The sequence below is a fragment of the Streptomyces amakusaensis genome (genome assembly GCF_039532665.1).
In the GTDB taxonomy this organism is placed as follows: Bacteria; Actinomycetota; Actinomycetes; order Streptomycetales; family Streptomycetaceae; genus Streptomyces; species Streptomyces amakusaensis.
This window is the reverse complement of sequence record NZ_BAAASB010000009.1, coordinates 119,064-143,974: the sequence shown is the minus strand read 5'-3', so window position 1 is coordinate 143,974 and position 24,911 is coordinate 119,064. Positions and strand designations below refer to the sequence as shown.

Here is a 24,911-nt window from a genome sequence, read left to right as displayed (position 1 = left end):
GTACCTGGGAGTTTGTCACTCGGCCCGGGGTTGAAGGCGGGGAAACCGGGCTGCTGGGCAAGAGGAAGGGTTCCATCAGCATGTCCTCAGAGATGTTCACCGAGCTCGACCAGAGGCAGGCCCACTCCGAAGGCGCTCACCGGCCGCCGTCCGAGTTGCCCCTGAGCTGGATAGGACAGAATCCTGACAATCCACGCGAAGCACTGCGCGACCTGGAGCCGTTGACCACCAGCATCCGGGAGATCGGTCTCGTCAACGCGATCACCGTCGCGTCTGTTCCGGCGTATGTACGGGAGCGTCCCGCGCGGGCCTCCGAGCTGATGCCCGGGGCCCGTTACATCGTGGTCGACGGGCACCGCCGGCTGGAAGCGGCCCGGATCGCGGGTCTCAGCCATGTCCGGGTCAGCGTCGACGACGCTCTTGTCTCCACCGACCGCTCGCTGCTCGAAGCCGCGTTCGTGGCCAATGTGCACCGTGACGACATGAATCCGCTGGAGCAGGCCTACGCCCTGAAGAAGCTGGTCGAGTTCTACGGTTCCCAGAACAAGGCCGCGAAGCGGCTCGGCATCGCGCAGTCGACCATCTCCTCCAAGCTCTCGGTTCTCGAACTCGGCCCCGAACTCCAGGCGGATCTGCTCGCGGGGCGGCGCAAGGTGGTGCATGTCCGCAATCTCTCGCGGCTGAGCCCTCAGCAGCAGAAGCAGCGCGCGGACGCGCGGGCGGCGGCCACCGAGTCGCGCTCCTCGGAGGTCCGGCACCACCCGGCGGCCGGGGTGAGCAACCCGCTGTCGGCCATCCCCCGGCAGCGCGCCACGCTCACCATGCCGTGGACCGACGGCGTGGCCTGCGCGGAGATCGCCATCTCCCGGATGCGGCCGGCGGAGCGGGCGCGGATGCTGCGCCGGCTGTGGCAGGAGGCCGAGAAGGAAGCCCGCGCCGCCCGCCTGGTGGCGCCCCGACGCGCCTGAGAGGCGCACCAGAACGCCGCGACGGCCCGGCGGAGCCCAGAGCTCTTCCCGGCCGTCGCGGACAGATCGTGGCCACGCACGGGGGTCGTGGCCGCGGACAACCACCGGGGTGCGTACCGAAGCACCCCGCCCGGCCGGAGCGGCTCCCGCCCGGCCGGGCAGCACAGCGCGAACGGCGGCCCGCTCCCACATCGGGGGCGGGCCGCCGTCGTCGTCCATCACGCGGGTGACAGGTGCCACCGCCGGTCGGCGTCGCGCCCGGGGCCGGCGGTCACCGGTCTCGGGCACGGGTTTCACCGGTCCGCTAGTCCTGCTTCTTGCGGCGGGTGCCGAAGACGATCTCGTCCCAGCTCGGCACGGCGGCCCGGCGGCCGGGGCGGACGCCGTCCGCCTCCGCCTGGCGGTCGGTGGTGCCGGTGAGGCGGTCGCGGTGGCCGGCGACGGAGCGGGGCATCAGGACGTCCGCGTAGGCGGAGCCCGCGCCGGCCGAGGCGGCCGGGGCCACCGGCTCTTCCTCCTCCGGCTCCTGACCCTCCGGATCGTGGTCCTCCTCGCCCGGGGGCTCCGAGGAGGCCGGGCGCTCGGGGACGACCATGTCGCCGCGGAAGCTCGGCACCGCCTCCAGGAGGCTGGTGAGGGAGTCGCGCTCGCCCTCGTCCGGGGCGGCCGACGGGGCGTTGGCGCTCGGGCGGTCCAGCGGGCGGTCGAGGGTGCGGTCCAGCGGCCGGTCCCTGGGCAGCCGGGCGATCCGGGGCACGAACGGGAAGCTCGGCTCCTGCCCGGCGATGGTGTCGTCGGTCTCGCCGATCAGCGCGCGCGCCTCGTCGTCCACGGCCTTGACCAGCCGCCGGGGCGGATCGTAGGTCCAGCTCGCGGAGTGCGGCTCGCCCGCCACCCGGTAGACGAGCAGCACCTCCCAGGTGCCGTCGTCACGACGCCAGGAGTCCCACAGCAGGGTGTCCTTCTCCGCGCCGCGCAGCGTCAGCCGCTCACGCACCGCGTCGCCGAGCTGGGGGCCCGTGTTCTCGCCGGGGCGGCGTACGGGGGTCTTGCGCGCCCGCTCCGCCATGAACGCCCGCTCGGCGAGCACCGGCCCCTCGAAGCGGCGCACCCGCTCGACCGGGATCCCGGCGAGCTGTGCGACTTCTTCGGCGGAGGCTCCGGCTCGTATCCGCGCCTGGATGTCCCTCGGGCGGAGATGGCTCTCGACCTCGATCTCGATCTGGCCGAGACGGGCACGGTCGTTGCGCACGGCGGCGCGCAGCCGCTCGTCGATGGGGAGGGTGTACTCCGTGCTGTCGGCAGCCTTGAGCACCAGTCGTGTGCCGTCGTTGGAGACGGCCACGACACGCAGTTCGGGCATGGGGACCTCCCGGGTGGTGCCTGCCGACGTCACCTGTCGCGTCGCTGCTTCCGCTAGTCGAGTGTGGCCTGCCCGGGTGCAGCCGGCCACAACCTTGCCGATTTGCCCGGCGTGTCGGGCACATGCCCTTGAACGCCGTTATGGCAAGGTTACCCGTTTGCCACCGAGAGTGACCAATCGACCACCCTCGGTACGGATTTCCCAGCGATATCGCGACGCCGCCGGTTCGAGCGCCACGTTCGGCCCCCTCCCCGCATCAGGGCACCCAAGAGGGAGTCCGGACCCAGGGCTCGTCACAGTACTCCATTCGGGCCATCCGAGCGGACTGCCGCGCCGCGCGACTTCTCCCCGTGCGCGGCGGTTCACCGCCAGCAGCCGGATGGCGGGTGTCCTGATTCACAGAATCTCCCCAAAGGGAACTATTCACTTCTCCCATTTGTCCCTCATGGGTACGCAAGGGACAGAAGGGCGAGCAGGGACTGAAGATGCATCAGAGGTCGGAGACCGGAGCGGAAGAGAACGAAGAGCGGGCGCGGAGACTGGATCTGAGCGTTCCACAGGTGGCCGGAAGCGCCCTGGCCGCCGTGGCGGCCGCGGTGCTCGCCTCCCGGCTGGGGGTCTACGGCACGATCATCGGCGCGGGCGTCGTCAGCGTCGTCGCCACCTGTGGCGGTTCGGTCTTCCAGCATCTGTTCAGCCGCACCGGCGAGCAGTTGCGCGCGGCTCCGGCGGGCGGGCGCGGGAGGTCCCGGGCGTCCCGGGCCGCGGCACTCCCCCCGGACCCGGACCCGGACCCGGCCCCGGCCCCGGACCCCGACCCCGCCCCCGGGTACGACGGGGAGTTCGGCGCGGCGACCACCCACGGGACCCGGGCCAGAGGGTGGAAGCGCCCGCTGATCGGCGCGGGCGTCGTCTTCGGCGTGGCCATGGCGAGCATCACCGGCTTCGAACTGGCCTCCGGCTCCGGGCTCGACGGGGGTACGGGCACCACCGTCGGCTCGGTCGTGCGCGGCGGTCCCGGCGGGTCCGGCGGACCGGCCCCGGACGAGCGGTCCCCGAACTCACCGGACTCCTCCGGGTCTCCGGACGCCCCCGACTCCCCCGGAGAGCGGCCCGGGGAGCGTCCGGACCCGTCGGGGAGCAACGGTCCGGACGACGGCTCCGGCCCGCCGGAAACACCCGTACCGGATCCGGAGCACCCGTCCACCGGCACGGAGAACGGCGCGGGGAACGGCACGGGGAACGGTTCCGGGCCGGCCGAACCCACCGCGCCCGCCCCGGGCGACGGCTCCGGGAGCGAGCCGGCCGAGCCGTCGACGGGCCGGAGCCCGGCCCCCGTACCCACGCCTTCCTCCCCCGGCTCCGCGCCGGGCGGCGGCGCGAGCACCGGGCCGTGAGCCGGCTCAGTCGCCGAGCACCCGCCGCAGATGGTCGTTGCCGAAGCGGCGCTCCGGGTCGAGCCGGTCCCGTACGGAGAGGAACTCGCCGAACTTCGGGTACACCCCGGCGAGGTACTCCGCGTCCCGGGTGTGGAGCTTGCCCCAGTGCGGCCGGCCGCCGTGCGCGATCATGATCCGCTCCACGGCGGTGAAGTACGCGCGGTGGGGCGTGCCCCGGTACAGATGGACGGCGATGTAGACGCTGTCCCGGCCGTACGCCGTGGAGAGCGGGATGTCGTCGGCCGGGGCGGTGCGCACCTCCACCGGGAAGCCGATCCTCAGCGGGGAGCGCTCGATCATCGCCCTCACCTCGCGCAGCGCCGTCATGGCGGCGGCCCGGGGCAGCGCGTACTCCATCTCCACGAAGCGCACCCGGCGCGGCGAGGTGAAGACCTTGTAGGGGATGTCGGTGTAGGAGCGCGTCGAGAGCGCCCTTCCGGCGAGGCGGGCGAGGGCGGGGACGGTCGCCGGGACGGCCCGGCCGAGGGAACTGGCGACCTGGAAGAGACCGTTGGAGACCAGTTCCCGTTCGACCCAGTCGGCGACCGCTCCGGGCGGGTCGGCGGGGCCCGCGGAGCGGTTGTTCCGCTTGGTGGCGCAGTGGCCGGTGTGCGGGAACCAGAAGAACTCGAAGTGCTCGTTCTCCGTGTGCAGGGCCTCGAACTCCTCGGTGACCCGGTCGAAGGGCATCGGCTCCTCGCGCGCCCGCAGCAGGAAGAGCGGTTCGACGGCGAAGGTGACGGCGGTGATGACGCCGAGCGCGCCGAGTCCGAGCCGGGCCGCCGCGAAGATCTCCGGGTTCTCCCCCGGTGAGCAGGTCAGGAGGGAGCCGTCGGCGGCGACCAGTTCCAGTTCGGTGATCTGTGCGGAGAGTGAGGCCGATTCCCGGCCCGTGCCGTGGGTGCCGGTGCTGATGGCCCCGGCGGCCGTCTGCGCCATGATGTCGCCCATGTTGGCGAGGGAGAGCCCCTCGCGGGCGAGGACGGTGTTCAGCCGCTTCAGCGGGGTGCCGGACTCGACGGTCACGGTCATGGCGGCGCGGTCCACCCGGCGGATGCCGGTGAGGAGATCGGGCCGGATCAGCAGCCCGTCGGCGGCGGCGACGGCGGTGAAGGAGTGCCCGGTGCCCACCGTCTTCACCCGCAGTCCGTCCTCGGCCGCCCGCCGCACCGCGTCCACGACCTCGTCGGCCGAGGCCGGTGAGATCTCCCGTACGGGCCGGGCGGTGACGGTGCCCGCCCAGTTACGCCATATTCGTGCCGTCCCGCTCTCCCCGACCCCGCTCATCGTCCCGCAGTCCCTCCCGTTTCGGTGCCGGCCCGGTCAGCCGGCGGTACCCCAGGAACGCCACTCCCACGGCGAGCGCGCCCGCCGCTCCGGGCACCGCGTAGGCCGCCCCGGCCCCGGCGGCGTCGACCGCCCGGCCCCCGGCCGAGAAGCCGAGCGCCACGCCGACCGCGAGCCCGGTGCTGACCCAGGTCATGCCCTCGGTCAGCCCCGAGCGCGGCACATGCCGCTCGACGAGGGCCATCGTGGTCACCATCGTGGGCGCGATGGCCAGTCCCGCGAGGAGGAGCGCCAGGGCCAGGAAGGTGAGGTTCCCGGCCAGTTGGAGGGGGATCATACTCACGGCCGTCGCGCTCACTCCCAGCAGCCACCGCCGGGCCGCGGGGCCCTTGGGGCGGAGCAGCCCGAAGACGACGGCGGCGGCGCAGGAGCCGAGCGCGTAGAGGGCGAGCAGCGGTCCGGCCATGGCCGCGCTGCCGTGCTCCTCGGCGAAGGCGATGGTGACGACGTCGACCGCGCCGAAGACCGTGCCGGTGGCGACGGAGGTGGCCACCAGGACCTGGAGTCCCGGGGAGCGCAGCGCCGAGCGTCCGCCGTGGTGCTCGCGGGGGTGGACCGGCGGTTCGGTGTCGCGCTGCGCGGTCAGCCAGAAGACGCCGGCGAGCAGCAGGGCGACGGCGAGCAGCGGTCCGGCGGCGGGGAACCAGGCGGTGGAGAGCCCGATCGCGAGGGTCGGGCCGCAGATGAAGCACAGCTCGTCGACGACCGATTCCCAGGAGTACGCGGTGTGCAGCTCGTGCGGGGAGTCCCGGTGGACCTCGGCCCAGCGGGCCCGGACCATCGAGCCGACGCTCGGGACGCAGCCGGCGGTCGCGGTGAAGAGGAAGAGCGTCCAGACGGGCGCGCCCTCGGTGGCGCAGATCAGCAGCCCGGCGACGGAGGCCGCGGCGACGAGGGCGGCCGGGCGCAGCACCCTGGCCTGGCCGTGCCGGTCGACCAGCCGGGATATTCGGGGGCCGAGGACCGCGGTCGAGAGGGCCACCGTGGCGGAGAGCGCGCCGGCCGTTCCGTAGCCGCCGGTGAGCTGGGAGACCATCGTCACGATGCCGATGCCCATCATCGCCAGCGGCATGCGTCCGAGGAGTCCGGCGGCGGAGAACCGGATGCTGCCGGGCGTCTCGAAGAGGGCGCGGTAGGGGCTGGCCAAGGAGAACTCCGGTAAGCAGTATGAATGGCGTTCGCAGATTACGCCTGGGGTGTCGCCGCGCACACCGGGGGTCCGGGACGCCCCGGGGAGGGGTATCGCGGTACGGGAGGGGACGATCGGCCGGTTTCCACCGCCGGGACGGCGGGTGGGTGGTCGCGGTGTCGGTGGCGGGTGGCAGGATCGGAGTCATGTCCGATGCGCACGACCCCACCCCCTACGACGCCCTGCTGCTGCTCTCGTTCGGCGGCCCCGAGGGCCCGGACGACGTCGTCCCGTTCCTGGAGAATGTGACGCGCGGCCGGGGCATCCCCAAGGAGCGGCTCAAGGAGGTGGGGCAGCACTACTTCCTGTTCGGCGGGGTCAGCCCCATCAATGAGCAGAACCGCGCCCTGCTGGCCGCCCTGCGCGCGGACTTCGCGGCGCACGGCCTCGATCTCCCGGTCCACTGGGGCAACCGGAACTGGGCTCCGTATCTGACCGATGTGCTGCGCGGGATGACGCTGGCCGGTCACCGCCGGATCGCGGTCCTCGCCACCAGCGCGTACGCCTCGTACTCGGGCTGCCGTCAGTACCGCGAGAATCTGGCGGACTCGCTGGCGGCACTGGAGGCCGAGGGGCTTCGGCCGCCCCGGGTCGACAAGCTGCGGCACTACTTCAACCATCCGGGCTTCGTACGCCCGATGGTGGACGGCGTGCTGGCGTCCCTGGCGGAGCTGGACAAGGAGGTCCGCGACGAGGCCCGGTTCGCCTTCACCACGCACTCCATCCCCACCGCATCGGCGGACTCCTCCGGGCCCGTGCCCGAGCACGGGGACGGCGGCGCGTATGTGCGCCAGCACCTGGAGGTGGCCCGGCTGATCGTGGACGCGGTGCGCGAGGAGACGGGCGTGGAGCACCCCTGGCAGCTGGTCTACCAGTCGCGCAGCGGGGCCCCGCACATCCCCTGGCTGGAGCCGGACATCTGCGAGCACCTGGAGGAGCTGCACTCCGCCGGGGCCCCGGCGGCGGTGATGATCCCCATCGGGTTCGTGTCGGACCACATGGAGGTGCTGTACGACCTGGACACGGAGGCCGCGGCCAAGGCCGCCGAGCTGGGTCTTCCGGTCCGCCGCTCGGCGACGGTGGGCGCGGATCCCCGCTTCGCGGCGGCCGTGCGCGAGCTGCTGCTGGAGCGGGCCGCCGCCGAGCGCGGCCAGGCCGTGGAGCGCTGCGCCCTGGGGGCGCTCGGCCCGTCGCACGATCTCTGTCCGATCGGCTGCTGTCCGGCCCGCGCGCCCCGGCCCGCCGCCGCGGGCGCCGACAGCCCCCGTCTGTGAGGAGCCGGTCCCCATGACCCGCGTCAGTGACAGTCTGCTCTCCGAACTGCTCGATCTCGGCCTGGAGGCCGCCGCCCGGGCGGGCGCGCTGCTCCGGGACGGCCGCCCCGACGATCTGGAAGTCGCGGCCACCAAGTCCAGCCCCATCGATGTCGTCACCGAGATGGACCTCGCCGCCGAGAAGCTGATCACCGGCTTCCTCGCCGAGCACCGGCCGCACGACGGCTTCCTCGGCGAGGAGGGCGCTTCCACCCCGGGCACCAGCGGGGTCCGCTGGGTCGTCGACCCGCTCGACGGCACGGTGAACTATCTCTACGCCCTGCCGACCTGGGCGGTCTCCATCGCCGCCGAGTACGAGGGCGAGACCCTCGTGGGGGTGGTCGAGGTGCCGATGCGCGGCGAGACCTTCCGCGCGGTGCTCGGCGGCGGCGCCTACGCCGTCGGGGGGAACGCCGGCGACCGGGCGCTGCGCTGCCGTTCGGCGGCCCCGCTGGACCAGGCCCTGGTCTCCACCGGTTTCAACTATGTCCAGACCGTGCGCGCCCATCAGGCCGATGTCGCCCGGCGGCTGATCCCCCGGGTGCGGGACATCCGGCGCGGCGGATCGGCGGCGGTCGATCTGTGCGATGTCGCGGCGGGCCGCCTCGACGGCTACTACGAGCGCGGGCTGCACCCCTGGGACCTGGCGGCGGGCGATCTGATCGCGCGGGAGGCGGGGGCGCTGACCGGCGGCCGGCCCGGCGGGAAGCCCTCGTACGACCTCACGGTGGCGGCGAGCCCCGGGGTCTTCGCGCCCCTGCGGGAGCTGCTGGAGGAGCTGGGCGCCTGGCACGACTGACCGGGGCCGGACGGTGGGCCGACGCCCGGCGCCGACGGACACGGAAGGACCCCGGCGCGACGATCCGCGCCGGGGTCCTTCGCGTGATCCACGACCGCGCTCCGCCACCGGGTTCGGGCCGTGGGCGGCCGTGCTCCGTGCGTTCGGATTCGGGGTCGTACGGGATTCGGGCCGGATCCGCGGCCCGGGTCTGCGGTTCGTTCGGGTCGGGCCGGATCGGCGGCCGGGGTCTGTCGTGCGGAGACGGTCTGTCGTGCGGATTCGGGCGGGCGGCCACCGGGAGTCTCCCTAGGCGGCCCTGACCTCCACGCCGTGCTCGGCGGCCAGGCGGTGCAGATCGTCCAGCTCGGCCTGCTCGACGTCCGCGAGGAAGTCGTCGCCCGTCTCACGGGCCAGCGTGAGGTCGGTCTCCGCAGCCTTGATGCGCTGAAGCAGTCCTGCGGTGAATGCGTCCATGTGCGCCCCCTCGTCGTGGGTCGGTGGCACGGGGGTGTGCCGGGATTCCCCTGCCGCGACAGGGGACAGGCGATCACTGATGGCACGGTTCTGGAGGTGTGCCACTACGGGGCGTGATCGCGGGTGTCTTCTCGTCCTCCCCCGGCCTTCCCGGGGAGAAACCTCAACTGGCCCGGAATTCAGGCCGATTCCCCGGACGGCGGCCCGGCCGCCGCGAGCGCCCTCCGCCTTACAGCCGGTTTACGCGCGTAACGGGCAGGATGGACACGCACACCCGTGCGTAAACCTGCCCTGATCATGGCTGACGGGCCCGGAGGAAGGAATCCAGACGTGCGCGTACTCGTCGTCGAGGACGAGCAGCTGCTCGCCGATGCGGTGGCCACCGGACTGCGCCGGGAGGCCATGGCCGTCGACGTCGTGTACGACGGAGCGGCGGCCCTGGAGCGGATCGGCGTCAACGACTACGACGTGGTCGTCCTCGACCGCGACCTGCCTCTCGTCCACGGCGACGATGTGTGCCGCAAGGTCGTGGAGCTGGGCATGCCGACCCGGGTGCTGATGCTGACCGCGTCCGGCGATGTCAGCGACCGCGTCGAGGGCCTGGAGCTGGGGGCGGACGACTATCTGCCCAAGCCCTTCGCCTTCACCGAGCTGATCGCCCGGGTGCGGGCGCTCGGGCGGCGCACCACCGTCCCGCTGCCGCCGGTCCTGGAGCGCGCCGGGATCAAGCTCGACCCCAACCGCCGGGAGGTCTTCCGCGACGGCCGGGAGATCCAGCTCGCGCCCAAGGAGTTCGCGGTCCTGGAGGTGCTGATGCGCAGCGAGGGCGCGGTCGTCTCGGCCGAGCAGCTGCTGGAGAAGGCCTGGGACGAGAACACCGACCCGTTCACCAATGTGGTGCGGGTGACCGTGATGACCCTGCGGCGCAAGCTCGGGGAGCCTCCCGTGATCGTCACCGTGCCCGGCTCCGGCTACCGGATCTGAGCGGATGGCCTCCGCTCCGGCGCCCCCCTCGGCGCCTCCGAAGCCGACCTGGGACCCGCGCGACCCCGTGCGCCCGCTGCTGCGGCCCACGATCCGGATAAGGCTGACGCTGCTGTACGGCGGGATGTTCCTGATCGCCGGGGTGCTGCTGCTGTCGATCATCTATCTGCTGGCCGCGCAGGCGCTCAGCTCCGGCACCTCGCTGCCCTTCAAGCTGCTCCCCGACAGCAAGATCCAGCGGACCAACGACTCCTGCCCGGCGCTCATCCGCGGGCTCTCGGCCGAGCAGGCCAACGCCGTGCTGTCCTCGTGCTTCGCGCACGAGCGGCAGGTGGCGCTGGACGATCTGCTGCGGCGGTCGCTCTTCGCCCTGCTGGGGCTGAGCATCATCGCCTTCGCCTTCGGCTACGCGATGGCGGGCCGGGTGCTGTCGCCGCTCGGCCGGATCACCCGCACCGCGCGCCAGGTGGCCGGTTCCGATCTCTCCCGCCGGATCGAGCTGGACGGGCCCGACGACGAGCTGAAGGAGCTGGCCGACACCTTCGACGAGATGCTGGACCGCCTCAGCCGGGCCTTCACCGCCCAGCAGCGCTTCGTGGCGAACGCCTCGCACGAGCTGCGCACCCCGCTGGCGATCAACCGCACCCTGCTGGAGGTGCATCTCTCCGATCCGGGCGCGCCCGTGGAGCTCCAGCAGCTGGGCAAGACGCTGCTGGCCACCAATGAGCGCAGCGAGCAGCTGGTGGAGGGCCTGCTGCTGCTCGCCCGCAGCGACAATCAGACCTTTGAGCGGAAGCCGGTGGATCTGGCCGAGGTCGCGAGCCGCGCGGTCGACCAGACCCGCGCGGAGGCCGAGGCCAAGAGCGTGGAGATCCTCGGGGAGCGGTCGCCGGCGGTGGTCCAGGGCAATGGGGTGCTGCTGGAGCGGATCGCGCTGAATCTGGTGCAGAACGCCGTGCGGTACAACATCGCCGAGGACGGCTGGGTGCGGGTGACCACGGAGACCCAGCACGGCCAGGCGGTGCTGGTGGTGTCGAACACCGGTCCGGTGGTTCCCGCGTACGAGATCGACAGCCTCTGGGAGCCGTTCCGGCGGCTCCGGGAGGACCGTACGGGCAGTGACAAGGGCGTGGGTCTCGGTCTTTCGATCGCCCGGTCGGTCGCCCGCGCCCACGGGGGACGTATCATCGCGGAGCCCCGTGAGGGGGGAGGGCTCGTGATGCGCGTCACGCTCCCCCTCTGAGACAGTGTTTCGGCGACAGTCGATCCGTTCGCTTTGGGCGGAATTTTCGGGACTTGATCCCGACTTATGGCTGTGTGATCGATCACAGAGGCGGCTTTCAGGCCATCTACTCTCCGTGATCAGGTCCCTTTCCGGAAAGCCGGTAAAAGTCCGGGTTTCCGGGTGCCAAGATGACGGGAAGTACACGGGGTGGCACCCGTGAGCTGCGGCATTGGGATCGTGTACGGTCCCCATCGCCATCCAACCCGATCACCCTCGGGTCGATCCGGTTGGGTGTCGATTCAGTAACAGACCTTGATGTGAGGCAAAATCTCCGCCTCAGGTCGGGCACAAGTCCGGCCTCTCACGCGTTACGTGCGCTGGAGACACCCGCAACCACCCAGGAGGGGGAGAAGCGACATGGCAACGGATTACGACACCCCACGCAAGACCGACGACGACGTCGACTCCGACAGTCTTGAAGAGCTCAAGGCCCGGAGGAACGACAAGTCCACCTCGACCGTCGATGTCGACGAGTTCGAGGCGGCCGAGGGCATGGAGCTCCCCGGCGCGGACCTGTCCAACGAGGAGCTGGCCGTCCGGGTCCTGCCCAAGCAGGCGGACGAGTTCACGTGCATGAGCTGTTTCCTCGTGCACCACCGCAGCCAGCTGGCCCGCGAGAAGAACGGCCAGCCCATCTGCCGCGACTGCGACTGAGGTCCGGTCGGCCGTGGCAGACGAGACACCGATCAGGAAGCGGCGCTTCCGGCTCCAGAAGGCGTCGGAAGCGCACCAGGGCGGCACAGGACCGGCGGACGGCTCCACGCCCTCCGGCGGGCACTCTGCCGCCCTCCTGCCCCATCGTGCGGGAGACGTCGAGCGTGGCCCCGAGGCCCCGTCCGGCGTCCTCCCGCACGAGGCCGCTCTCGAGACCCTCCCCCGGGAGATTCTGGAGACTCGGCAGGCTCTCGAGGCGCTGCCCGCCGAGGCGGGCGAAGAGCCGGGGACGGCGACCAGGTTCCGGCGGCTCGCCGCCGTGCGCCAGGGCGTCATCCGGAGCGGCGAGAGCGCCAAGGCCGCGGTCGGCTATGTCGCCGACCGTGTCATCGAGAACGCGCCGCGTGTGCCGGTGCGCGATCTGGCGACCCTGCGCGCCCAATTCCCGGGGCTGAGCCCCGAGCAGCTCGCCGACAAGCTGGTCGCGGGCGCCGCCAACGCCACCGCCACCGTCGGCGCGGGCGTGGGAGCCGTCGCGATGCTGCCCGTGCCGCCGGCGATGCCGGCCGAGCTGGCGGCGGAGATCACCGGTGTGGCGGCCATCGAGCTGAAGCTCATAGCCGAGCTGCACGAGGTCTACGGCCTGCGTCCCGAGGGCGGTCTCAAGGACCGCACCACCGCGTATCTGACCGCCTGGTCGGAAGAGCGCGGCGTCCAGGTGACCAAGCCGGGGACCTACAAGAACGCCGTGATGGCCAGCCGCGGCCTCAAGCACGAGCTGCGCCAGCAGATCATGAAGCGCATGATCCGCAATCTGCCGAACCTGATGCCGTTCATGGTCGGCGCGGCGGTCGGCGCGGTGATGAACCGGCGGGACACCCGCCATCTCGCGGACCGTGTCCGCAAGGATCTGCGAGCCCGGCAGACGCACTGGGACGCACTGCCCTCGCTGCCGCCGCTGGAGCAGCCCGCCCAGCCTCTGGAGGGCCTGCCCAAGCGCCCCGAACTGGAGAGCTGACCCCAGAGGGCTCCCAGGACTCCCAGAGCCCCGGAAGACCCCGGAAACCCCAAGGACCTCAAGAGCCCCGAGGCGACCCCCTGGCCGCGCGGGGCTCTCAGTGGCTCATGGGCCCCTCGGGCGCGTGCGCCCCTCGGTCCGTGCCGTCTCAGCCCGCCAGCGCGGCGGCCAGGGCCTTCGGGTTCCGGGTCGACAGATAGACGTACGGGGTCGGGTCGGCCGGATCCGTGATCTCCACCCGTACCGCCGTCGGGATGTAGCTGCGCAGCAGCATGAAGGCGCGCGGGTCGGCCTTGTGGAAGCGCCAGGCCCTGGCCTCCTCCGCGTCCAGCTCCTCGGGCTCCCCCAGCGCCGTGAGCGGGATCCGGGCGTCGCCCACCACCAGCGAGCCGGCCACCACCCGGATCCGGGCCGAGCCGTACGAGCTGACCACGGCCGCGGCCAGCGCACCGGCCCCGACCAGCCCGGCGAGGGTCGCCACGGTGCCGATGGGGAAGGTGAGCAGGCCGCCCGAGAAGGCCACGAGAGCGCAGATGGCCCACCAGCTCCAGGGGGCGGTCAGTCGTTCGTCGTAGCGCGGGGTGGAAGGCTGCATGAGGCCAAGCTTGGCACGCGCCCCGGGCGGGCCGTCCGGGCGGGTGCGGTGCGCGGTCTGGGGAGTGTCTTCGAAGTGGCGTCGTCCTCCCGTAGGGAGGGTCTGGCGGGGTCTGGTGCGTGCGATCGCAGGGCGGAGGAAGGAGCCCACGCGGTGGGGGTACCTCCCGGGCGAAGCCCAGGGGGCCGTAGGCGACTGACGACAACGCCGCGAGCGTGCGTGCCAGGGCACGGCAGGCAGACGGGACTTTGAAGACGCGACCCAAGGGGCGGCTCGTCTGGGCCCGGCCGCCCGACCGCGGGTAAGGTCTGCGGCTGTGAGCACTGCGAATCCCCGGGGAACGAACCCCGCGTCCTCGGCCCTGACGCCTCCGCCGAGCGCCATACCGCCGGTACGTCACCCCGACGCGCCCGCCCCCGGCGAACTGCTCGGCGCGCACTACGACGACTGCTTCGGCTGCGGCGGCGGCCAGCCCCACGGCCTGCACCTCCAGGCGCGCGCGGGCGAGGGCGTGAGCATCACCGCCGAGTTCACCGTGAAGGCCGCCCACCAGGGCGCTCCGGGCCTCGCGCACGGTGGTGTGCTGACCTCCGCCCTGGACGAGACGCTGGGCTCGCTGAACTGGCTGCTGCGGACGATCGCGGTGACCGGCCGGCTGGAGACCGATTTCGTGCGGCCCGTGCCCGTGGACACCATGCTCTTCCTCCAGGCCGAGGTGGCGGCCGTGGCCGGGCGCAAGATCTACTCCACCGCCGTGGGCCGGATCGGCGGGCCCGACGGGCCCGTCGCCGTGCGCGCCCAGGCCCTTTTCATCGAGGTCAAGGTCGATCACTTCATCGACAACGGCCGCCCGGAGGAGATCCGGGCCGCGATGGCAGATCCCGACCAGATCCGGCGCGTACGCGCCTTCGAGGTGAACCCCTGATGTCCCAGACGCCCGTCGACGTGCTGATCCGCCGGGTAGACCCGGAGGTGCCGCTTCCGGTCTATGCGCAGCCCGGTGACGCCGGTGCCGACCTGGTGACCCGCGAGGCCGCCGAGCTGGCGCCCGGGGAGCGCGCCGTGCTGCCCACCGGGGTCTCCATCGCCCTCCCCGACGGCTACGCCGCCTTCGTCCACCCCCGCTCCGGGCTCGCCGCCCGCTGCGGTGTGGCCCTGGTGAATGCCCCGGGGACGATTGATGCCGGGTACCGTGGGGAGATCAAGGTGATCGTGGTCAATCTCGACCCGCGCGAGACCGTGCGGTTCGAGAGGTTCGACCGCATTGCGCAACTGGTCGTCCAGCAGGTCGAGAAGGTGCGCTTCCACGAGGTGGCGGAACTTCCCGGCTCGGCGCGGGCCGAGGGCGGCTTCGGGTCCACCGGTGGTCACACCGCCGTGGACGGCTCAACGGGTGGGAATAGATACGCTTCCGTCGTATCCGACCGGGAAGGACAGTGACGTGTTCGGACGTCGCAAGAAGAGTGGTTCCGCGGAGGACGCGGACGCAACGGGCGAGGCCGGGCAGGTCGTCGACGAACGCGACGCGGAGGCCGGTGACCAGACCGCCGACGCGGAGGGCTCCCGCCGGGTGAACCTCCCGCCGGCCCCGCGCCCCGACGGACCCTGGGACGCCTCCGAGGTGTCCGCCCCCGGCGACGGCCGGGTCGACCTGGGCGGTCTTTTCGTGCCCGGCGTCGAGGGCATGGAGCTGCGGGTGGAGGTCGCGGGCGACGCGATCGTCGCGGCCACGGTCGTGCTGCGCGACAGCGCCGTACAGCTCCAGGCGTTCGCCGCGCCCAAGAAGGAAGGCATCTGGGGCGAGGTCCGCGACGAGATCGCCTCCGGCATCACCCAGCAGGGCGGGATCATCGACGAGGTCGAGGGTCCGCTGGGCTGGGAGCTGCGGGCCCAGGTGCCCGTACAGCTGCCGGACGGCACCGGCGGGGTGCAGCTGGTGCGCTTCGTCGGCGTGGACGGGCCCCGTTGGTTCCTGCGCGGAGTGATCTCCGGGCAGGGCGCGGTGCAGCCCGAGGCCGCCGGTCTGCTGGAGCAGGTCTTCCGGGACACGGTCGTCGTCCGCGGCGACGGCCCGATGGCTCCCCGTGACCCGATCGTCCTCAAGCTTCCCGAGGACGCGCAGATGGTGCCCGAGGGCGTCCAGCAGGAGGACCAGGAGAGCTCCCGCTTCTCCGGTGGCATGGGCCAGCTCCAGCGCGGCCCCGAGATCACCGAGGTGCGCTGACCCGATCCGGGTCCGGTGGGCCGCACTCCCGTCAGGGGGTGCGGCCCACCGGCGTTTCGCCGTACTGTGCCGATCACCGAGGTCGGACATGCGTACGAGGGGGCTGGGATGGCCGGGAACACTGAGGTCCGCGCGGGGGCCGCCACGGCGGAACGGCGGGGCGGGCCCATGGTCCGGGTGGAGAATCTGCACCGGTCGTACGGCACCGGGGCGGCGGCCGTGCACGCGCTGCGGGGCGTCTCCTTCGAGGTCCCGCGCGGGGAGCTGGTCGCGCTCAAGGGCCGGTCCGGCTCGGGCAAGACCACCCTGCTCAATCTGGTCGGCGGCCTCGACTCCCCCGACGAGGGCCGGGTGACGGTGGACGACACCGATCTGGCCGCCCTCGGCGAGAACGGCATGCTGGAGCTGCGCCGGGACCGGATCGGCTTCATCTTCCAGTCCTTCGGACTGATCCCGATCCTCAGCGCGGCCGAGAACGTCGGTCTGCCGATGCGGCTGCGCAAGGCCCCCGCGCGCGAGCGCGAGGAGCGGGTGGAGCTGCTGCTGACGCTGGTGGGGCTGGCCGGTCACGCGGCGCAGCGGCCCGGCGAGCTGTCCGGCGGCCAGCAGCAGCGGGTCGCCATCGCCAGGGCGCTGGCCAACCGGCCCGCGCTGCTGATCGCCGACGAGCCGACCGGGCAGCTGGACGCGGAGACGGGTCTGTCGGTGATGGAGCTGCTGCGGGCCGTGGTGCGCACCGAAGGGGTGACGGCGCTGGTGGCGACCCACGATCCCCAGCTGCTGGGACTGGCCGACCGGGTCCTCGAACTGAACGACGGGGAGATCACCGAGGGCCGGGCGGGGTGACGCTCCGGGGGTCGCCCGCGCGACCTCCGGAATCGGCCGGGATCGTCCCGTACAGAGCCGTGTCGACGGCCTGGATCAGGGGAAACGTCCGGTCGTCAACCGGAGCCCGGTGTATCAGAATCCCGTCAAGGAGAGGGCCGACGCCGCCAACCCGCCCGATTTGCCCGAATCGCTCGCCGTAAGGTCGTCGGAGCGCAAGCAGCTGTTCCACCAGACCGGCTGATTCTGAAAGACAATGAGGCCATGGGACGCGGCAAGCTACGAATCTACCTGGGCGCGGCGCCCGGCGTCGGCAAGACGTACGCCATGCTCTCCGAGGCGCACCGCCGGGTGGAGCGTGGCACGGACTGCGTCGTCGCCTTCGTGGAGCACCACGACCGTCCCCGTACCGAGGTCATGCTGCACGGCCTGGAGCAGATCCAGCGCCGGGAGCTGGAGTACCGGGGCTCCGTCTTCACCGAGATGGACGTCGACGCCGTACTGGCGCGCGATCCGGCGGTCGCCCTGGTGGACGAGCTGGCGCACACCAATGTGCCCGGCTCGCGCAACGCCAAGCGCTGGCAGGACGTCGAGGAGCTGCTGAGCGCGGGAATCGATGTCATATCGACCGTCAACATCCAGCACTTCGAGTCGCTGGGCGACGTCGTGGAGTCGATCACCGGGGTGCGGCAGCGGGAGACCGTCCCGGACGAGGTGGTCCGCCGGGCCGACCAGATCGAGCTGGTCGACATGTCGCCGCAGGCGCTGCGCAGACGGATGGCCCACGGCAACATCTACAAACCGGACAAGGTCGACGCGGCGCTCTCCAACTACTTCCGCCCCGGCAACCTCACCGCGCTGCGGGAGCTGGCCCTGCTCTGGGTCGCCGACCGGGTCGACGAGTACCTCCAGCAGTACCGGGGCGAGCACAACATCCGCTCGACCTGGCAGGCCCGGGAGCGGATCGTGGTGGGGCTCACCGGCGGTCCGGAGGGCCGCACGCTGATCCGCCGCGCGGCCAGAATGGCGGCGAAGGGCTCCGGGAGCGAGATCCTGGCGCTCTACATCGCCCGCAGCGACGGGCTGACCTCCGCGTCCCCCAAGGAGCTGGCCGTCCAGCGGACCCTGGTGGAGGATCTCGGCGGCACCTTCCACCACGTCATAGGCGATGACATCCCGGCCTCGCTGCTGGATTTCGCGCGCGGCGTCAACGGGACGCAGATCGTCCTCGGCTCCAGCCGGCGCAAGGCGTGGCAGTACATCTTCGGCCCCGGGGTCGGCGCGACCGTCGCCCGTGACTCCGGGCCCGACCTCGACGTCCACATCGTCACGCACGACGAGGCGGGCAAGGGGCGCGGACTGCCGGTGGCGCGCGGCGCCCGGCTGGGCCGCTCCCGGATCATCGCGGGCTGGCTCACCGGCGTGGCGGCCCCCGTGCTGCTCTCGCTGCTGCTCACGGCGATGAACGACTCGCTCGGGCTCGCCAACGACGTCCTGCTCTTCCTCTTCCTGACGGTGCTGGCGGCCCTGCTCGGCGGGCTGCTGCCCGCGCTCGCCTCGGCGGCGGTGGGCTCGCTGCTGCTGAACTTCTACTTCACCCCGCCGGTGCGCACCCTGACGGTGTACGACCCGAAGAACATCGTCGCCATAGTGATCTTCTTCGCGGTGGCGGTCGCGGTGGCCTCGGTGGTCGATCTGGCGGCCCGCCGCACCCATCAGGCGGCCCGGCTGCGCGCCGAGTCGGAGATCCTCTCCTTCCTCGCGGGGAGCGTGCTGCGCGGCGAGACCACGCTGGACGCCCTGCTGGAGCGGGTACGGGAGACCTTCGGCATGGAGTCCGTGGCCCTGCTGGAGCGCAGGAGCGATGTGGAGCCCTGGACCACGGCGGGCAGTGTGGGCCCGGAGTCGGTGGTGCGCCCCGAGGACGCGGATGTGGACATGCCGGTCGGCGACGACATGGCGCTCGCGCTCTCCGGCCGGGTGCTGCCCGCCGAGGACCGCCGGGTGCTGGCCGCGTTCGCCGCGCAGGCGGCGGTGGTGCTGGACCGCCAGCGGCTGGTCGGGGAGGCCGAGGAGGCCCGCAGGATGGCCGAGGGCAACCGTATCCGCACGGCGCTGCTCGCCGCCGTCAGCCACGATCTGCGCACCCCGCTCGCCGCGATCAAGGCCGCCGTCTCCTCGCTGAGGTCCGACGATGTGGCCTGGTCGGAGGAGGACCAGGCGGAGCTGCTCGAAGGGATCGAGGACGGAGCCGACCGGCTGGATCATCTGGTGGGCAATCTGCTGGACATGTCGCGGCTCCAGACCGGCACCGTGACCCCGCTGATCCGGGTGACCGATCTGGACGAGGTGGTGCCGATGGCGCTGGTCTCCGTGCCCGACGAGAGCGTGGAGCTGGACATCCCCGAGTCGCTGCCGATGGTGGCCGTGGACCGGGGGCTGCTGGAGCGGGCGGTGGCCAACATCGTCGAGAACGCGGTGAAGTACAGCCCCGGGGCGGTCCCCGTCACGGTGGCCGCGAGCGCGCTGGGCGACCGGGTGGAGGTGCGGGTCGCCGACCGGGGGCCCGGGGTCCCGGACGACGGCAAGGACCGGATCTTCGAACCGTTCCAGCGGTACGGCGACGCGCCGCGCGGCGCGGGGGTCGGCCTGGGACTGGCGGTCGCCCGGGGGTTCGTGGAGGCGATGGGGGGAACCCTGTTCGCCGAGGACACCCCCGGCGGCGGAATGACCATGGTCCTCACGCTGAAGGCGGCCCCCGGGGTCGCGCCCGCGTGCCCCGACCTTCCCGCCCAGGTCACCTCGTGACCGGAGGGGACGCGGAGTTCCGGATCCTGGAGTTCTGGATCCTGGAGTTCCGCGGAAGCCGGATTCCCAGACGGCGGAGTTCCGGATGAGAGTGCATCGGATGACAGTGAAACAGTCCAGAAAGGCGGGCCCGCGGTGACGAGGGTGCTGGTGGTCGACGACGAGCCGCAGATCGTACGCGCCCTCGTGATCAATCTGAAGGCGCGCAAGTACGAGGTGGACGCGGCCCCCGACGGCGCGACCGCGCTCCAGCTGGCCGCCGCCCGCCACCCCGATGTGGTGGTCCTGGACCTCGGTCTGCCCGACATGGACGGCGTCGAGGTCATCAAGGGGCTGCGCGGCTGGACCAGGGTGCCGATCCTGGTCCTCTCCGCCCGCCACACCTCCGACGAGAAGGTGGAGGCGCTGGACGCGGGTGCGGACGACTACGTCACCAAGCCCTTCGGGATGGACGAGCTGCTGGCCCGGCTGCGGGCGGCGGTCCGCAGGGCCGAGCCCGTGGGCGGCGGCGAGGACGACGTGGTGATCGTGGAGACCGCCGGGTTCACCGTCGATCTCGCGGCCAAGAAGGTGCACCGCGACGGGCGGGACGTCCGGCTCACCCCGACCGAGTGGCACCTCCTGGAGGTGCTGGTGCGGAACACCGGCCGGCTGGTCAGCCAGAAGCAGCTGCTCCAGGAGGTCTGGGGGCCCTCGTACGGCACCGAGACCAACTATCTGCGGGTCTACATGGCCCAGCTGCGGCGGAAGCTGGAGGCGGACCCCTCGCACCCCAGGCACTTCGTCACCGAGCCGGGGATGGGATACCGCTTCGAGCGGTCCTGAGCCCGGACCGCTTCCCGGCCTCCGTCCGGCCCGGAAGCGGTCCGGGTCCGCTGTCGGCGGAGGCCGGTACGCTGGGCTCATGAGTGCTGTACCCCCTCCCGGGGACGATTCCGGGAAGGCCGGCGGGGCCGAGAAGCCCGCCGGCCGCTTCCGACGCATGCTCGACCGGCTCTCCAGCTCCCAGCAGGACCTGGAGTCCGAGGAGCTGCGGGAGGACACCCAGGCGTCGGGATGCACCCGCATCGCCGAGTGCGGCGACCGCCAGATCGTGAGAGTGACTGGTACCTTGCGCACGGTCACCCTGCGCCCCCGGGCCGGAGTCCCCGCCCTGGAGGCGGAGCTCTTCGACGGCACCGCCCCGCTGGACGTCGTCTGGCTGGGCCGCCGCTCCATCGTGGGCATAGAACCCGGCCGCAGGCTCATAGTCTCCGGCAGGATCTCCATGAGCCAGGGCCGCCGTGTGCTCTTCAATCCCACATACGAACTCCGACCGCTCGGACAGGAGTAGCCGGTGACGTCTTTCGACAAGCCGACCACCACCACGACCAACACCCCTCAGCAGGACGGCTCCCAGGACGTCGCCCCCCAGCCCGACGACTCCAGGGCCGTCACGGAGGCGGCGCTGTTCGAAGCCTTCGGCGGGGTCCGCGGCATGGTGGAGACGGTCGCCCCCGGACTGCTCTTCGTCACGATCTACACGATCAACAAGGATCTGCACATCTCCGCGATCGCCGCGCTGGCGGTCTCGCTGGTGCTGGTCGCGGTCCGGCTGCTCCGCAAGGACACCGTGAAGCACGCCTTCAGCGGCGTCTTCGGCGTGGCCTTCGGCGTCGTCTTCGCCATGATGACCGGCAACGCCAAGGACTTCTATCTCCCCGGGATGCTCTACACCCTCGGCCTGGCGCTGGCGTACATCATCACGGCGATCGCGGGCGTACCGCTGATCGGTCTGATCCTCGGGCCGGTCTTCAAGGAGAACCTCTCCTGGCGGACCCGCAACCCCGGCCGCAAGGCGGCCTACACCAAGGCCAGCTGGGCCTGGGGCCTGATCCTGCTGACGAAGTGCGCCATCCTCTTCCCGCTCTACTGGTGGGCCGACACCACCCAGCTGGGCTGGGTACTGGTCGCGCTGAAGATCCCGCCATTCCTGCTCGCGGTCTATCTGACCTGGGTCTTCCTCGCGAAGGCCCCGCCGCCGATCGATGTGTTCGCCGAACTGGAGGCGAAGGACCGCGCCAAGGCCGAGCGCGCGGCCCACGCCGAGCGCCCCGAGGCCTGAGGCACCGAACCGTGACCGGCCGTCCTCCCGGGACGGCCGGTCACGATCTCATCAAGTCCTCCCGGGGACCATTCTCCTGAATCCATGTCCTCTGAAAGCATCCTGTTCGTCAAGGGTTTTCGGGGGCGCGGGGCATCAGGGGGCTTGTCGTGGCGGGGTTTCTGTTTCTCCGCGCGCGCGGGCACCGGCTGCTGCTGGCCGCCGCGTTCCTCGCCATCGCGCTGACCACCGCCGTACTGACCACCCTCACCTCCTTCGCCGGTGCCGTCGGCGACGCCGGCCTCCGGCAGGCGCTGCGGACCAGGGACGCGGCCGACGCCGCGCTGACGATCTCCCTGGAGCGCCCCGGCGAGGACCGGGCCGCCGCCGCGCGGGACGCCCGGCAGGGGGCCCGGCAGGCCTTCGACGGGCTGCCGGTGACACTCCGCCAGTTCGATCTCTCCGGCCCGTACGCCCTGCCCAGGGCCCTGCGGCCGAAGGCCGAGCGCGCGGGCGAACCCGATCTCGCGACCTTCGCCGTGGTGGACCGCTCCCGGGTGCGGATGTCGGCGGGCGACTGGCCCGCCGCGGCCCCCGGCGGCGTCACCGAGGTCGCCCTGCCCGAGACGGCAGCCCGCGAGCTGCGGCTGAGCCCCGGGCCGCGCGTCCTCACCCTCGCCGACCGGCTCGGCGGGAAGCCGGTCCGGATCAGGGTCACCGGCGTCTACCGCCCCGCCGACCGCACCGACCCGTACTGGCGGCTGGACGATCTCGCCGGGCGCGGAGCCCGTGAGGAGAGCGGCTTCAGCTCCTACGGACCGCTGCTCACCGACCCCGCCGTCTTCCACTCGGACCGGATCGGCAAGGGCGAGCTGGCCTGGCTCGCCACCGCCGACTTCCGCACCGTGGACACCGACCGGATCGGCCCGCTCCGCGAGGCCGCGAAGGACGGACAGAGCTTCCTCTCCGCGCGGCCCTCGCTGAAGAACGGCGTGATGGCGCGCACCGCGCTCCCCGAGGCCCTGGACCGGCTGGAGCGGGCGCTGCTGGTCTCCCGGGCGACCCTGCTGATCGTCTCGCTCCAGCTCGTCCTGCTCGCCGGGTACGCCCTGCTGATGGTGGCCCGGCTGCTGAGCGCCGAGCGGGCGCGCGAGACCCGGGTGCTGCTGGCCCGGGGCGCTTCCCGGGGGCAGGTCGCCCGGCTGGCCGCCCTGGAGGCGCTGCTGCTCGCGCTGCCCGCCGCCGTGGCCGCGCCGCTGCTCGCCGGTCCGCTGACCGGGGTGCTGGCGGAGCGGGGGGTGTCCGCCAGGATCGGACTGCGGATCGACACGGCGGCCACCGCCCCGGTGTGGCTGGCGGGCGGCGCGGTCGCGCTGGCGTGCGCGGTGGCGGTCGCCGTCCCCGCGCTGCCGCCCGCGCAGGGAGCGGGCCGCCGGGCCGGGGCGCCGCCCGGCCCGGTGCGGGCGGGCGCGGACCTGGCACTGCTCGCCGTCGCCGGGGTGGCGTACTGGCAGCTGGAGCGGCGCGCCTCGGGCAGTGGCGCGCTGACCGGCGACCGCGCGGGGGAGCTGGGCATGGACCCGCTGCTGGTGGTCGCGCCCGCGCTCGCGCTGCTCGCGGGGACCGTGCTCACACTGCGGCTGCTGCCCCCGGCCGCACGGCTCGCGGAGCGGCTCGCGGCCCGGGGCCGGGGGCTGACCGTCCCCCTCGCGGGCTGGCAGTTCGGCCGCAGACCACAGCGCTCCACGGGGCCAGTGCTGCTGCTGGTGCTGGCGGTGGCCATGGGAATGCTGGCGATCGGTCAGGGCGCGTCCTGGGAGCGCTCACAGGACGACCAGGCCGATTTCGCCTCCGGGGCCCCGGTGCGGGTGCTGGACAGCGGTGCGCTCCCGGCGTTCGGGAGCACGGGGGCGTACGAGGGGCTGCCGGGGGTGCGGGCGAGTGCCCCGGCCGCCCGGGGCTCGATGTCGCTGTCGGGCGGGAAGTCGGCCACCGTGCTGGCGCTGGACACCGCAGGGGCGGATCGGCGTTTCCGTCTCCGGGACGATCTGGCGGGCGAGGACGGCCCCGACCGCTTCCTCAAGGCGCTGCGCCCGGCGGCCGGGCAGCCGGCCCGGGCCGGTGTCGTACTCCCCCGCGACACCGCGCGGCTGATCCTCGATCTCACCCTGAGCGCGCCCCCGGGCACTGCGGGACCGCCGGACGAGGACGGGGTTCCGGGGCCCGCCGAGGCGGAGTTCACGGTGACCGTCGAGGACCGCTTCGGAGTCCCGTACCGGATGCCGCTCGGGTCCGTGCGCGCGGACGGCGAGCGCCGTTCGCTCGCTCTCGACCTCGCCGCCGCGGCCGGGGCCCCGGCGGGCAGGCCCGCCGCCCCCCTGGCGCTGACCTCCGTGGAGTTCGAGGAGGCCGACTATCAGGAGCGGATCGTGCCCAAGCGGTTCACGCTGCACGGTCTGCGGGCGGCGGGCGGGGACGGCGTACCGCGGCCGGTCGCCGTCGGCGGCGGCCCGCTCTGGAAGGCGGGGGCGAGCGCCAATGTGGAGCCCGGCCTCACCGACGGGAACGCGGAGGGTCCGGCGGTGACGGGCGTGCGCTCGCCGCGCGGGGCGCTGCCGGATCTCTCGTACCACTCGGGCAGGGCCGTCTGGGAGTGGCCCGGCGGACGGACGGTCACCGTGCGGGCGGCGGTGCGGCGGGCCGCGCCCGCGATGCCCGCCGCGCTGGCGGACCGGCGATTCCTCGAGTCCGCCGCCGCGAAGGTCGGCTCGGTGGTGGATGTGCCCATGCCCGGCGGCGATCTGAAGGTGCGGATCGCCGGTGTGCTGGGGCACATCCCGACGACCGGCCCCTCGGTCGGCCGGGAGCAGGGCGGCACCATGGACGGCCCGGTCGGCGGGACCGGCGCGACCGCGACCGACGGCGGGGCCCTGCTGCTCGATCTGCGGGCGGTCAACCAGGCCCTCGCGGTCCGTGCCGACGCCTCGTTCCCGGCCACCGAGTGGTGGCTGTTCACCGAGCCGGGCAAGGCCGGATCCGTCGCCGCCGAGCTGCGCGAGCGGCCCGGTCTCGACCCCGGCCGGGTCCTGGTGCGGGACGAGTTCGCCGCCGGGCTGCACGACGATCCGCTGGGCGCGGGCCCGCAGTCCGCGCTGCTCGCGGCGGCGCTGGCCGCCGCCGCGCTGGCCGCGGTCGGGTTCGCGGTCTCCCTGGTGGGGTCGGTACGGGAGCGCTCGGCCGAGTTCGCGGTGCTGCGGGCGCTGGGCGCGCCCCGGCGGCGGCTGGGCGCGCTGCTGGCCGCCGAGGGCTTTCCGCTGATCGCGCTGGGGCTGGGCATCGGCGTCGCGCTCGGGGCCGTGCTCACCCGTGCCGTGGTACCGCTGATCGTGCTGACCGGGCGGGCCGGCCAACCCGTGCCGCCGGTGCTGGTGGAGCTGGACGCGGGCCGGATCGCGCTGCTGCTGGCCGCGATCGCCGCCGCGCCCGTGCTGATGGTGACGGCGCTGGCGCTGCGGCGCGGCGAGACGCCGTCGGCGCTCCGCGCCCAGGGAGGGGAATGAC

At 72.8% G+C, this 24,911-nt stretch carries 22 protein-coding genes; 17 read left to right on the top strand and 5 right to left on the bottom strand.

What is annotated here, in order from left to right:
* Positions 1–80 precede the first annotated feature (80 nt).
* Complete coding sequence (locus ABD371_RS17910; protein ID WP_344478058.1) at positions 81–968, top strand: ParB/RepB/Spo0J family partition protein; 888 nt, start codon at positions 81–83, stop codon at positions 966–968.
* A gap of 304 nt (positions 969–1,272) precedes the next feature.
* Here the strand turns inward: ABD371_RS17910 and sepH are convergent, their stop codons facing one another.
* On the bottom strand, positions 1,273–2,364 hold the full coding sequence (sepH, locus tag ABD371_RS17905) for a septation protein SepH (protein ID WP_344478056.1): 1,092 nt from the start codon (positions 2,362–2,364) through the stop codon (positions 1,273–1,275).
* Positions 2,365–2,891: 527 nt separating this feature from the next.
* On the opposite strand from sepH, the gene ABD371_RS17900 reads away from it, so the two are divergent.
* Positions 2,892–3,728 carry a hypothetical protein gene (locus tag ABD371_RS17900; RefSeq protein WP_344478054.1) on the top strand — a complete coding sequence of 279 codons (837 nt, stop codon included), beginning with the start codon at positions 2,892–2,894 and terminating at the stop codon, positions 3,726–3,728.
* A gap of 6 nt (positions 3,729–3,734) precedes the next feature.
* Here the strand turns inward: ABD371_RS17900 and ABD371_RS17895 are convergent, their stop codons facing one another.
* Entirely contained in the window at positions 3,735–5,057 is a 1,323-nt protein-coding gene (locus tag ABD371_RS17895) for a D-arabinono-1,4-lactone oxidase (protein ID WP_344478052.1), read from the bottom strand.
* The gene (locus ABD371_RS17890) at positions 5,014–6,264 is read right to left on the bottom strand and encodes an MFS transporter (protein WP_344478049.1); all 1,251 of its coding nucleotides are present in this window, start codon (positions 6,262–6,264) and stop codon (positions 5,014–5,016) included. Before ABD371_RS17890 ends, ABD371_RS17895 begins: the two co-directional genes overlap by 44 nt.
* 188 nt (positions 6,265–6,452) lie before the next feature.
* Here ABD371_RS17890 and ABD371_RS17885 point away from each other — a divergent pair, with 188 nt between their 5' ends.
* Both ABD371_RS17885 and ABD371_RS17880 read left to right on the top strand, forming a co-directional pair.
* Positions 6,453–7,580 carry a ferrochelatase gene (locus ABD371_RS17885; protein ID WP_344478047.1) on the top strand — a complete coding sequence of 376 codons (1,128 nt, stop codon included), beginning with the start codon at positions 6,453–6,455 and terminating at the stop codon, positions 7,578–7,580.
* Positions 7,581–7,593: 13 nt separating this feature from the next.
* Positions 7,594–8,418 carry an inositol monophosphatase family protein gene (locus tag ABD371_RS17880; RefSeq protein WP_344478045.1) on the top strand — a complete coding sequence of 275 codons (825 nt, stop codon included), beginning with the start codon at positions 7,594–7,596 and terminating at the stop codon, positions 8,416–8,418.
* A gap of 288 nt (positions 8,419–8,706) precedes the next feature.
* On the opposite strand, the gene ABD371_RS17875 is transcribed toward ABD371_RS17880, so the two are convergent.
* Positions 8,707–8,874 carry a hypothetical protein gene (locus tag ABD371_RS17875; RefSeq protein ID WP_190123730.1) on the bottom strand — a complete coding sequence of 56 codons (168 nt, stop codon included), beginning with the start codon at positions 8,872–8,874 and terminating at the stop codon, positions 8,707–8,709.
* A gap of 330 nt (positions 8,875–9,204) precedes the next feature.
* Here ABD371_RS17875 and ABD371_RS17870 point away from each other — a divergent pair, with 330 nt between their 5' ends.
* The 4 genes from ABD371_RS17870 (at position 9,205) to ABD371_RS17855 (ending at position 12,815) form a co-directional block, all read left to right on the top strand.
* Positions 9,205–9,858, top strand: coding sequence for a response regulator transcription factor (locus ABD371_RS17870; protein ID WP_190123731.1), 654 nt, complete (start codon positions 9,205–9,207; stop codon positions 9,856–9,858).
* Positions 9,859–9,862: 4 nt separating this feature from the next.
* A complete protein-coding gene (locus ABD371_RS17865; protein WP_344478042.1) occupies positions 9,863–11,101 on the top strand; it encodes a sensor histidine kinase in 1,239 nt (412 codons plus the stop codon).
* A gap of 399 nt (positions 11,102–11,500) precedes the next feature.
* Positions 11,501–11,797 carry a DUF4193 domain-containing protein gene (locus ABD371_RS17860; RefSeq protein ID WP_005310959.1) on the top strand — a complete coding sequence of 99 codons (297 nt, stop codon included), beginning with the start codon at positions 11,501–11,503 and terminating at the stop codon, positions 11,795–11,797.
* 13 nt (positions 11,798–11,810) lie between these two features.
* Positions 11,811–12,815 (top strand): hypothetical protein, encoded by a 1,005-nt coding sequence (locus ABD371_RS17855; RefSeq protein ID WP_344478036.1) that lies wholly within the window; start codon positions 11,811–11,813, stop codon positions 12,813–12,815.
* A 148-nt stretch (positions 12,816–12,963) separates the two neighbouring features.
* On the opposite strand, the gene ABD371_RS17850 is transcribed toward ABD371_RS17855, so the two are convergent.
* Complete coding sequence (locus tag ABD371_RS17850; protein ID WP_344478034.1) at positions 12,964–13,410, bottom strand: DUF3093 domain-containing protein; 447 nt, start codon at positions 13,408–13,410, stop codon at positions 12,964–12,966.
* Between the two features lie 382 nt (positions 13,411–13,792).
* Between ABD371_RS17850 and ABD371_RS17845 the strand changes: the two genes are divergently transcribed.
* From ABD371_RS17845 to ABD371_RS17805, 9 genes are all read left to right on the top strand, one after another.
* Positions 13,793–14,335 carry a PaaI family thioesterase gene (locus tag ABD371_RS17845; RefSeq protein ID WP_344478422.1) on the top strand — a complete coding sequence of 181 codons (543 nt, stop codon included), beginning with the start codon at positions 13,793–13,795 and terminating at the stop codon, positions 14,333–14,335.
* The gene (dut, locus tag ABD371_RS17840; protein WP_344478032.1) at positions 14,335–14,850 is read left to right on the top strand and encodes a dUTP diphosphatase; all 516 of its coding nucleotides are present in this window, start codon (positions 14,335–14,337) and stop codon (positions 14,848–14,850) included. Before ABD371_RS17845 ends, dut begins: the two co-directional genes overlap by 1 nt.
* 1 nt (position 14,851) lies before the next feature.
* Complete coding sequence (locus ABD371_RS17835) at positions 14,852–15,634, top strand: DUF3710 domain-containing protein (RefSeq protein ID WP_344478030.1); 783 nt, start codon at positions 14,852–14,854, stop codon at positions 15,632–15,634.
* A gap of 108 nt (positions 15,635–15,742) precedes the next feature.
* Positions 15,743–16,480 (top strand): ABC transporter ATP-binding protein, encoded by a 738-nt coding sequence (locus tag ABD371_RS17830; RefSeq protein ID WP_344478028.1) that lies wholly within the window; start codon positions 15,743–15,745, stop codon positions 16,478–16,480.
* A 243-nt stretch (positions 16,481–16,723) separates the two neighbouring features.
* Positions 16,724–19,267 carry an ATP-binding protein gene (locus tag ABD371_RS17825; protein ID WP_344478026.1) on the top strand — a complete coding sequence of 848 codons (2,544 nt, stop codon included), beginning with the start codon at positions 16,724–16,726 and terminating at the stop codon, positions 19,265–19,267.
* A gap of 135 nt (positions 19,268–19,402) precedes the next feature.
* Positions 19,403–20,092, top strand: a complete 690-nt coding sequence (locus ABD371_RS17820) for a response regulator (protein ID WP_190123740.1) — start codon at positions 19,403–19,405, stop codon at positions 20,090–20,092.
* Positions 20,093–20,171: 79 nt separating this feature from the next.
* Positions 20,172–20,600: an OB-fold nucleic acid binding domain-containing protein gene (locus ABD371_RS17815; RefSeq protein WP_344478024.1), complete on the top strand. Its 429-nt coding sequence runs from the start codon at positions 20,172–20,174 to the stop codon at positions 20,598–20,600.
* 3 nt (positions 20,601–20,603) lie between these two features.
* A complete protein-coding gene (locus ABD371_RS17810) occupies positions 20,604–21,371 on the top strand; it encodes a DUF3159 domain-containing protein (protein WP_344478022.1) in 768 nt (255 codons plus the stop codon).
* Positions 21,372–21,520: 149 nt separating this feature from the next.
* The gene (locus tag ABD371_RS17805) at positions 21,521–24,910 is read left to right on the top strand and encodes an FtsX-like permease family protein (RefSeq protein WP_344478020.1); all 3,390 of its coding nucleotides are present in this window, start codon (positions 21,521–21,523) and stop codon (positions 24,908–24,910) included.
* Position 24,911 lies beyond the last annotated feature (1 nt).

What these genes read in the sequence shown, in the direction of transcription:
- ABD371_RS17910 (WP_344478058.1), top strand. Translation starts at nt 81, where the DNA reads ATGTCCTCAGAGATGTTCACCGAGCTCGACCAGAGGCAGGCCCACTCC.
- ABD371_RS17895 (WP_344478052.1), bottom strand. Translation starts at nt 5,057, where the DNA reads ATGAGCGGGGTCGGGGAGAGCGGGACGGCACGAATATGGCGTAACTGG.
- ABD371_RS17885 (WP_344478047.1), top strand. Translation starts at nt 6,453, where the DNA reads ATGTCCGATGCGCACGACCCCACCCCCTACGACGCCCTGCTGCTGCTC.
- ABD371_RS17880 (WP_344478045.1), top strand. Translation starts at nt 7,594, where the DNA reads ATGACCCGCGTCAGTGACAGTCTGCTCTCCGAACTGCTCGATCTCGGC.
- ABD371_RS17875 (WP_190123730.1), bottom strand. Translation starts at nt 8,874, where the DNA reads ATGGACGCATTCACCGCAGGACTGCTTCAGCGCATCAAGGCTGCGGAG.
- ABD371_RS17865 (WP_344478042.1), top strand. Translation starts at nt 9,863, where the DNA reads ATGGCCTCCGCTCCGGCGCCCCCCTCGGCGCCTCCGAAGCCGACCTGG.
- ABD371_RS17860 (WP_005310959.1), top strand. Translation starts at nt 11,501, where the DNA reads ATGGCAACGGATTACGACACCCCACGCAAGACCGACGACGACGTCGAC.
- ABD371_RS17850 (WP_344478034.1), bottom strand. Translation starts at nt 13,410, where the DNA reads ATGCAGCCTTCCACCCCGCGCTACGACGAACGACTGACCGCCCCCTGG.
- dut (WP_344478032.1), top strand. Translation starts at nt 14,335, where the DNA reads ATGTCCCAGACGCCCGTCGACGTGCTGATCCGCCGGGTAGACCCGGAG.
- ABD371_RS17830 (WP_344478028.1), top strand. Translation starts at nt 15,743, where the DNA reads ATGGCCGGGAACACTGAGGTCCGCGCGGGGGCCGCCACGGCGGAACGG.
- ABD371_RS17825 (WP_344478026.1), top strand. Translation starts at nt 16,724, where the DNA reads ATGGGACGCGGCAAGCTACGAATCTACCTGGGCGCGGCGCCCGGCGTC.
- ABD371_RS17815 (WP_344478024.1), top strand. Translation starts at nt 20,172, where the DNA reads ATGAGTGCTGTACCCCCTCCCGGGGACGATTCCGGGAAGGCCGGCGGG.